We start from the raw sequence: 7,879 nt of genomic DNA, 5'->3' as shown, positions 1-7,879 counted from the left end.
TTTTCCAACCCTAGATTTCTGGCTTATATAAAGTTTCAGTATTACTATTTCCAAAAGAAATACCTTTTGTGTCACAGATATAAAAATCAGCTGAGCGATTTGTATCATCACTTCCATTATACCTATTAATTGTTCTTGTACTTGTTGTGAATTTTGCAAGTACTGGTTCATCGAACCATTCAAATTCATTTTTAAGCTCGTTGTAGCTTTTTTCAACGCTAGCACTTCCAAGGTTTGAATATGTAGTTGCTTCTCCATCATAATAAACTAGAGCATCAAGAATAGTACCATTTCCACTAATGCTATCATAAATTACAAAGCAACCATTATTTGTAGCAAGCTTAGTCGGACTATTAGCTTTTACTAGGTATGCGGTATTTCCAGTTTTATTAATAAAGCTTTCTTTCTCAGGTTCACTATTCCAGTAAATTACTATGTAGTCTCCTCGTTTCACATCGATTGAATGAAGGGTGAAGCCATAGCTTTCATTACCTTTTGTTCCGTTTGCGCAATAAATACCTTCAGTATTTCCACTACTATGTGCAAATAGTTCAATCCTTTCTGGTTGTGTATCTGTCCCCTTTGAGGATAACTCTGTAATTTTTAATATTGGGATATTTGGGTTTGTACCAGAGATGGTAAAAAGGAAGCTTGAGGTATTGCCTTTTAAATCTTGAGCAATGAAATACAACTCATATTTTTGGCTTACTTTGAGCTTTTGGTTAAATTTAATTTTTACCTTTGATGGAGTAATATATTCCCAAGAAATAGGATTGCTATCGAGATAAATTTTATTTATCTTAATATTCTCATTAAATTCAACACTAGCACTTTCTTGATCCTCGACCTTTAAGCTAATTAGTTTTGGAAGAGTTTTATCTTCTGCACTAATCATATTAAAAACTTCAATAAGCTCTTGGCTTTGACATCCAATTAGTGATAAAAGAATTAAAAGAAAAACAGTTAAATATTTCATACTTATAATAATAAAAAATGTAGTTTTTCTATTTTGGAGAAAAAATGGCTAAACTTTGGCAGAAGAATTATTCACTTGATTTACTCATGCAACATTTCACAGTTCGAAATGATTACATCCTAGACCAAGAACTATTAATTAGTGATGTTGTTGCATCAATTGCCCATGCAACAATGCTTAATAAAATTAACATCCTATCTAACTCTGAACTTGAGGAGTTAAAGCAAGGTTTAAATGAAATAATAGAAAAGAAGCTCACAACAGGTTTTGAAATTAAAGAAGAGGATGAGGATTGTCATACCGCAATTGAAGGTTACTTGAGTTCACGTTTTGGAGAAACTGGAAAAAGAATTCATACAGGTAGAAGTAGAAATGACCAAGTCCAGACAGCTTTAAGACTTTACATGAGAGAAGCTTCCATCAAGATTGCAGCAGAAACAATTTCCTTTGCTAAAGAGCTTTTAGCTTTTGCACTAGAATATGAGTTTGTACCAATGCCAGGTAGAACACATATGCAGCTTGCAATGCCTTCTTCTGTAGGTCTTTGGAGTGCGTCCTTTGCTGAAGAGCTTATCGATGAGGTAAAGCTATTATTAAGTGTTAACGATTTACTTGACCAGTCCCCATTAGGTTCTGCAGCTTCCTATGGAACTCCAATATTCCTAGATAGAGAGCTTACAGCTTCATTACTAGGTTTTAAGAAGGTACAAAATAATGTTTTATACTCAAATAACTCTAGAGGTAAATTTGAAGCTATTCTTTTAGATTCTCTTTCATATATTGCACTAACAATAAGTAAGCTTAGCCAAGACTTAATTCTATTTACCCTTCCTGAGTTTGGTTATTTTTCACTTCCAAAGGAACTTACAACCGGAAGTTCAATTATGCCTCAGAAGAAAAATCCTGACGGCTTAGAGTTAGCAAGAAGTAGAAGTAGTTTAATTACTTCCTGTTCAGAGAGAGTAAAGGATACAATTAGAAGCCTTCCTAGCGGCTACAACCGTGATTTCCAAGATACTAAAGAACCTGTTATTGAGGGCATTCGTGCAACCTTTGATTTAGTTGCAATAATGGCTCGCATGGTAGACGGCTTGGTCGTTCATGAAGAAAAGCTAGTTGGTGCATGCAAAAGTGAGCTATATGCAACCGATAAGGTATTTAGAATGGTTAAGGAAGGTAAAAGTTTTAGAGATAGTTATAAGGAAGTAGGCCTTAGCTTAGAGAATGTTAAAGCTGATGATCCATATGAGGCTTTAAAAAGTAGAACTAGTATCGGTGCTGCTAATAATTTAAGACTTGATATGGTAAAAAAAGAAGCAGATGACCTTGAAGCCATCTGCATAGACAAGAGTGAATTCTACCAAAACTGTTATGAAAAATTAACAGGAAGAAATAGTCTTACTTTACTTACTTGGTAATTGAACTTGGAAGTGGAGTGTGCTTTGTGACATTGTGGTAACACTCTGCAATATTAATTAAGTAGTCACCAATGTGCTCGAGGTTGCGTTCAATCTCGAGCATTATTAATTCTAGCGCAACATCATCAGCTCCCTTTCCAAGACGAGAGTGAATTCTTTCTGAAAGAGTTTTATGCTGTTTATTTATGCTTCTTTCATAGGTTTGAGCAGTTTCTAGATCAACCTTCTTTAAGCCCTGATCAACGTGTTCTGTAATAAATGTAATAAATGAGGAGACTAAATCGATTAAGGATCGTATTTCTTGTTCCTCTTCTTGTGTATAGGTTAATTTCTGCTCAAGTCTTTGCTGAGTAAGTTTGATTAGGTTAAAGATACTATCTGTAACAGATTCAAGCTCATCAATTACACGTAAGAATGTCGAAACAGAGCCAGAGGCAACCATGTTTTCCTTTTGAGCTTTAACACACACATTAGTAAGCTGCTCCTGCATTTGGTCAGCATAGTCTTCCTTTTTCTTTAAGTCCTGAACTATTTTATTAATATCAATATCGTTTCTTGCAAAGGCCTCAGTATATGTTTTAAACATATCGTCTGTAAGATTAGCCATCTTTTTAATTTCACCATTTACAGCTAATAAATAGAGCTCTGGAGCTTCCATGTAAGGTCCTGAGATATATGAAAAGTGGTAACAATCCTCATCATATACCTTCTTATCTTTAACAAGTTTTGTAATGAAAGCCGAATATTTATTAATAAATGGAAAGAATAGAAGTGTATTAGCTGTATTAAAGAGGGTATGGAACATTGCTAAAAATGCAGGAAGTGTCTCTCTTAATTCTTCACCTTGCATTGTGTATATATCACCTGGAGTAATACTGTTTATTAAATATATCATTGGTCTAAACAAAATCATTGCTATTACAGAGCCAATTACATTGAAAAATATGTGCGCAAGAGCAGCTCTCTTAGCATTTGTTGATGCTCCAACAGAGGCAAGGTATGCAGTTACTGTAGTACCAATGTTTTGACCAAGACATAGTGCACATGCTGTATATAAGCCAATCCAGCCTTGGTAAGCCATAGTAATTGTAATTGCCATCGTAGCAGATGAGGACTGAACAATAATTGTTAAAATTGTTCCTGCAAGTACACAAAGAAGCATTGAGGTAATTGATTGATCTTCAAAGCGTGATAAGAAATGAATAATGTTTTGGTTTTCAGAGATATCAGGCATTGAGGATTGTAAGAATTCAAGACCTATGAATAAAATACCAAATCCTAAAAAGATTTCTGATACTTCCTTTAGTTTTGTTTTTTCTGAAAACATTAGTGGAAGTGAAATAGCAATAGCAAATAGTGCTAATACTGTAATATCCATCTTAAAGCCTAAGATGGCTACGATCCAACCAGTTATTGTAGTACCTATATTTGCTCCTAAAATAACGCCAATTGCTTGTGTAAGGCTCATTAAGGATGCATTTACAAAGGAAACGACCATTACTGTAGCAGCTGACGATGATTGGATTATCAAAGTTACTAATATTCCCGTTAATACCGATAGAAAGCGATTACCTGTCATAAGGTGTAATATTGCTTTCATTTTTGCTCCAGCGCACTTTTGTAGTCCGTCAGAGAGTAGTTTCATTCCATATAAGAATAATCCTACTGAACCTGCAATTTTAAAAATCGTTAGTAAAATATTCATATCAAGAAAAAACTAACAAATTAAAAATCATAGCGTAAAGAATCATAATGTGTTGGTTTTGTGAAATCTTTGTAAAATATTTTTTTGTAAAAAAATTGAACAAATAGTAAAAATGTGGCAACAGAATATATCAATAGTTCATCTTCTCGTGTTGAACTTTTATACCTTCTTTTATAAAGTATAAGCCATGAGTATCATTAAGCCACACAAACTTGGAGTTATCGCAGGCCCTGGCACAGAGTATTTTGCAGGGAAGGTTGTAAAGCATTTAAGAAGGCTTTATATAGATCGCTATGAAAAGGTTTCAAAAGCCCTAAGCAAACGTCATGATATTAGTGAGGAAGAGCTTTTAAAAACTGTTACTTTGATGGATGACCTTGATAGTAAGAAAATTCCTACCGGTAAACGTCCTTCATCTTTCTACTGTCCAGATTTCACAATCAATGTTAAGTATACTCGCTTTGCTAACGGTGAGGAGAAGGCTGAGTTAATTGATCCAGTCAGAGGTCTTAACGTTTATATTATTTATGATGTATCTAACTGTGCACCAATTAAGGTTGCTGGTTTAGAAGATCCACAGCCACTTAGTGTAAACGACCACTTAATGTTCTTATTTACAACAGTTGATGCTGTGCGTTTAGCTGGTGCTGCTTCAATTACATTAGTTCTTCCTACATATCCATATGCAAGACAACATAAAAAGGCAGGAAGAGAAGCTTTAACTGCAAGCTTATTTGCTCGTATCTCTGAACAGCTTGGAGTATCAAGAATTATTACACTTGATATCCACTCAAGAGAAATTGAAAATGCATTTAGAACTTGTCACCTTGAGAATTTACATGGTTCATACCAAACCTTAATTGCTTTAAGAAAGGTTATCGACCTTGCTGATCCTGATTTAGTAGTTGTATCCCCTGATACAGGTGCTGTTTCAAGAAATAAATTCTATGCACAAGGCCTCCATAGACCACTTGCTATGCTTTATAAGGAAAGAGACTATTCTATAGTTAGTAAAGATGCAAAGAATAGTAACATTAAGAGCATTAACTTACTTGGTGATGTACGAGGTAAGACCGTCTTGATGGCTGATGATATGATTGCAACTGGTGGTACAATGATTATTGCCATGAGAGAGCTTATGAAGCTTGGTGCAAAAAAGATTATCTGTATGGTATCTCTTCCATTCTTTAATGGTAATGCAGTTGAAAACTTTGATGCAGCTTATAAGGAAGGTGTATTCTATAGAATTATTGGTACAAATGCAGTTTACCAAGGTAAAGATTTGTTAGAAAAAGAGTGGTTTGTACAAGCTGATGTTACTGAGCTCTTCGCTCGTGTTATTTCAAGACTACACCACGGAAGATCTATTTCACCTCTTCTTGATAATAGAAAGTTTATTCAAAAGCTTATTGATCAGTCACAATCAGGAGCTTTAACAAGTGGAGATGAGGAAACCAAGCTTCCAGACTGATAATTAAAATGATGGGGAGAAATTAGAGATGCAAATGTCAAAAAGAATCTCTTCTTTCCAGTGTTCTCCTATTAGAAGGTTAGTACCTTATTCAAGAGAAGCTGAAAAGAGAGGTATACATGTAATTCACTTAAATATTGGACAACCAGATATCAAGACTCCAAAGGAAGCTATTAATGCAATTAATGGCTATAATGAAGAGGTTATTGCCTATGGTGTATCAGAAGGTGAATTAAAGCTTAGAGAATCACTTTGTAAATACTATGAAAAATATGGTGTTAGTGTAACTCCTGACAACATTATGATTACAACAGGTGGATCTGAAGCGCTTCAATTTGCATTTATGACTCTATGTGACCCATATGATGAAGTAATTATTCCTGAGCCATTTTATACTAACGTTTCTACCTTTGCTAACATTGCTATGGTTAATTTGGTTCCAGTAACTAGCCAGGTTGATGATGCCTTTGTACTACCTTCAATTGATGATTTTGAAGAAAAAATAACAAAAAAGACTATGGCTATTTTACTTTGCTCTCCTAATAACCCAACTGGACATGTTTACTCAAAGGAAGAGTTAACTCATCTTTTAGAGCTTTGCAAAAAGCACGATATCTTTTTAATCGTTGATGAAGTATATAGAGAGTTCTGTTATGATGGAGAATCATTTACAAGTATTTTAACCTTCCCTGAATATAAGGATAGAATCATCTGTATTGACTCTTTCTCAAAGCGCTTTAGTATGTGTGGCTCACGTATTGGTGCAATTGTTTGCTACAATAAAGATGTCCTTAACAGTGCAATGAAGCTAGCTCAAGCTAGACTTTGTCCTCCTGCTGTAGAGCAGGTCGCAGCAACTGCTGCATTAACAGCTCCTCAAGAGTATATTGATGATGTTGTTAAAGAGTATGAGAGAAGAAGAAATACTTTAGTTAGTGCAATTCAAGAAATACCGGGATGTAAACTATCAAGACCAAAGGGAGCCTTCTACTTTGTTGTTGATTTCCCGGTTGATGACGCTGAACGTTTTGCAATCTTTATGTTAAGGGATTTTAACTATAAAGGTTCAACCGTAATGTTTGCTCCTGCTGAAGATTTCTATGTAACTAAGAGTTTAGGAAAGACACAAGCAAGAATTGCATACGTATTAAATGAGGATGAACTTAGACTTGCAGGTAAATGTTTAGCTGAAGGTCTAAAAGCTTATAGAAAACAGGTAATGGGTTTAAAATAAAGGGATATTTACATGATCTTTCAAAATAATAATTTAGCTGACACTATGCGGCTTGATAAAGCAAAGAGAAATGTACAGGAGGCTTTAGTATATTTTGAGAATGATGTTGTCAGCATCGCAAAGATCATCTCTATGTACTATCCTCTTGAAATGTTAAAAATGGCAGCGTGGGAAGAAAGAAGAATTCATCTTTCAAAAAACGATGACTTATCAAAGATGGAAGCATCTTTCTTGCCACTATTGCTTCAATCAATAGTACAATCTAAAAAGTTTTATTCTGAAAGAGGCTTTTCTGCTAATCGTGATATTAAAGAAAAGGATTGGAATAGAATTAAAGCCTTAAATAAAGATGCAGTAAAGCGTTTATTATGGTACATTGAAAACTATTCAGTTGTTCAAGTTAAGGAAAATTTGGTTTCACCGTCTCACTACATTTTATATCGTGATACCTTAGTTAAGCAGTTCTTTTTCCCTTGTTATTCAGATGAAGAAGTAAATACATGTTCAAATCTAGCTCGCTCAGTATTTGCACAAGATGAAGAAAATGTAGAAAGAATTCTTGGTTGTGATGCTAATTTCTTAGTTAATGAGCTTTCTAAAATTTGTGAAAATGGAAGACATGGAATTTCTCAGCTTTCTCAAGATAGTACACTTTTACATAATGAAATTGATTTAAAGGTAGCAAAACTAAAAACCGAATATCCAAATAAGAGCGATAAAGAGCTAATGAGTATGGTAATTCGTGATGGTGGATACTCATATAAGCTCGATGAGCTAAGAAGAAAGCGAGATGATTTCGACCTATTTGAAGTTGAAAGAGTATCTTTGTTGAGTACTAATGCTTTAAAGGTTTTTTCTTATAACGTAGGATCGTGTGAGGTTGAATTTGTTAAAGACGGATTTCTTCCTGCTACTTTAAAGCCATTTTTGCGTTTTGCCGATAGATTTTATTCTTTCACAGGAAGAACTTTATTTTCATCACTACCTATTTCGTTAATTAATTCAGGAATTATCAGTACTGATAAATTACAAAAGCTATTTAGTGAGTATATTCTTCGCTTATTCTATGAAACAG

The 7,879-nt window shown here is 34.3% G+C and carries 6 protein-coding genes; 4 read left to right on the top strand and 2 right to left on the bottom strand.

Annotated features, from left to right (window positions below; all coding sequences use genetic code 11):
* Positions 1-10: 10 nt before the first annotated feature.
* A complete protein-coding gene (locus SOY52_RS03745) occupies positions 11-976 on the bottom strand; it encodes a hypothetical protein (protein WP_320847645.1) in 966 nt (321 codons plus the stop codon).
* A gap of 44 nt (positions 977-1,020) precedes the next feature.
* Here SOY52_RS03745 and argH point away from each other — a divergent pair, with 44 nt between their 5' ends.
* Positions 1,021-2,394, top strand: a complete 1,374-nt coding sequence (gene argH / locus SOY52_RS03740; protein WP_320847644.1) for an argininosuccinate lyase — start codon at positions 1,021-1,023, stop codon at positions 2,392-2,394.
* On the opposite strand, the gene SOY52_RS03735 is transcribed toward argH, so the two are convergent.
* Positions 2,384-4,099 carry a Na/Pi cotransporter family protein gene (locus tag SOY52_RS03735; protein ID WP_320847643.1) on the bottom strand — a complete coding sequence of 572 codons (1,716 nt, stop codon included), beginning with the start codon at positions 4,097-4,099 and terminating at the stop codon, positions 2,384-2,386. The two genes, argH and SOY52_RS03735, sit on opposite strands and share 11 nt — an antisense overlap.
* Before the next feature lie 187 nt (positions 4,100-4,286).
* Here SOY52_RS03735 and prs point away from each other — a divergent pair, with 187 nt between their 5' ends.
* The 3 genes from prs to SOY52_RS03720 form a co-directional block, all read left to right on the top strand.
* The gene (gene prs / locus SOY52_RS03730) at positions 4,287-5,570 is read left to right on the top strand and encodes a ribose-phosphate diphosphokinase (RefSeq protein ID WP_320847642.1); all 1,284 of its coding nucleotides are present in this window, start codon (positions 4,287-4,289) and stop codon (positions 5,568-5,570) included.
* A gap of 34 nt (positions 5,571-5,604) precedes the next feature.
* Positions 5,605-6,804, top strand: a complete 1,200-nt coding sequence (locus SOY52_RS03725; RefSeq protein WP_320847641.1) for a pyridoxal phosphate-dependent aminotransferase — start codon at positions 5,605-5,607, stop codon at positions 6,802-6,804.
* Positions 6,805-6,849: 45 nt separating this feature from the next.
* Positions 6,850-7,879: hypothetical protein (locus SOY52_RS03720; protein ID WP_320847640.1), on the top strand; the 1,030-nt coding region annotated here is incomplete at its 3' end.

This window comes from Bullifex sp., from assembly GCF_034103065.1.
GTDB lineage: Bacteria > Spirochaetota > Spirochaetia > Sphaerochaetales > Sphaerochaetaceae > Bullifex.
Note: the sequence above shows the minus strand (reverse complement) of the source record. Positions and strands in the feature narration are given on the sequence as shown.

Coding starts and splice junctions, on each gene's coding strand:
- argH (WP_320847644.1), top strand. CDS start 1,021: ATGGCTAAACTTTGGCAGAAGAATTATTCACTTGATTTACTCATGCAA.
- SOY52_RS03725 (WP_320847641.1), top strand. CDS start 5,605: ATGTCAAAAAGAATCTCTTCTTTCCAGTGTTCTCCTATTAGAAGGTTA.
- SOY52_RS03745 (WP_320847645.1), bottom strand. CDS start 976: ATGAAATATTTAACTGTTTTTCTTTTAATTCTTTTATCACTAATTGGA.
- prs (WP_320847642.1), top strand. CDS start 4,287: ATGAGTATCATTAAGCCACACAAACTTGGAGTTATCGCAGGCCCTGGC.
- SOY52_RS03735 (WP_320847643.1), bottom strand. CDS start 4,099: ATGAATATTTTACTAACGATTTTTAAAATTGCAGGTTCAGTAGGATTA.